The sequence below is a fragment of the Pontibacter fetidus genome (assembly GCF_010119545.1).
Taxonomy (GTDB): Bacteria; Bacteroidota; Bacteroidia; order Cytophagales; family Hymenobacteraceae; genus Pontibacter; species Pontibacter fetidus.
This window is the reverse complement of sequence record NZ_JAAEAA010000046.1, coordinates 1-798: the sequence shown is the minus strand read 5'-3', so window position 1 is coordinate 798 and position 798 is coordinate 1. Positions and strand designations below refer to the sequence as shown.

Sequence of the window (798 nt, the reverse complement as noted above, 5' to 3'; positions counted from 1 at the left end):
CGTTAGGGTGCAAAACCACTATAAAATTTCTCTCCCGCAAGTATAAAATTCTTTGCATAAGTTATCTTTTAAGATAACTTTGTCGTATGACAAGACAAATCATCTTTCATGGGGATTACTTCCTTGACTTTTACCAAAGCCTTGACGCTAAAGTAAAGACCAAAATTCAGTACGTGTTAGAATTGATCAAGCAGGTTGAAAGGGTGCCGGTAAAGTTCCTTGCCCCGATGAGCGGGTACGAAGGGCTTTACGAAGTAAGGGTGGAGTATCAGTCTAACATTTATAGAATTTTCTGTTGCTTCGACGAAGGAAGGCTGGTAGTGCTCTTCAATGGTTTTCAGAAGAAGACACAGAAAACACCCAAGGAAGAATTAGAGAAGGCAATGCGACTGAAAAGCGAGTATTTTAAATTTAAAGGAAAATAGCCATGACCGATTATAAAGGAATCAAAACATTTGACGAGCTGATTGAAAGAGAGCACGGCAAAATTGGGACAGAGAGCCGCAACAAATATGAAGAAAGTGCCCAGATGTTTATCGTGAGCGAGATGTTAAAAGAAGCCAGAAAAGAGGCGAAACTAACACAGGAGCAGTTGGCTGAAAAAGCAGGGACCAAGAAGAGCTATATCTCAAGAATCGAAAACGCGAGAGGCGATATACAGCTTTCCACCTTGATCAGGATATTTGAAAAGGGGCTAAATAAGAAAATTGGTTTGACCTTCCTGTAGAAATTGCGCACCCTAACCCGGCACAGGCTCCATACTCGGCTTCGCCTCGTTCACAGCCTGTACTAACCGTT

At 41.9% G+C, this 798-nt stretch carries 2 protein-coding genes; both read left to right on the top strand.

The genetic code is table 11. From position 1 onward, the window contains the following. The first annotated feature begins 86 nt into the window (after nt 1-86). Nucleotides 87-425: a type II toxin-antitoxin system RelE/ParE family toxin gene (locus GWO68_RS17690; protein ID WP_101447488.1), complete on the top strand. Its 339-nt coding sequence runs from the start codon at nt 87-89 to the stop codon at nt 423-425. Nucleotides 426-427: 2 nt separating this feature from the next. Continuing rightward, nucleotides 428-727: a helix-turn-helix domain-containing protein gene (locus GWO68_RS17685; protein ID WP_101447486.1), complete on the top strand. Its 300-nt coding sequence runs from the start codon at nt 428-430 to the stop codon at nt 725-727. The last annotated feature ends 71 nt before the right edge of the window (nt 728-798 follow it).

Coding starts and splice junctions, on each gene's coding strand:
- GWO68_RS17690 (WP_101447488.1), top strand. CDS start 87: ATGACAAGACAAATCATCTTTCATGGGGATTACTTCCTTGACTTTTAC.
- GWO68_RS17685 (WP_101447486.1), top strand. CDS start 428: ATGACCGATTATAAAGGAATCAAAACATTTGACGAGCTGATTGAAAGA.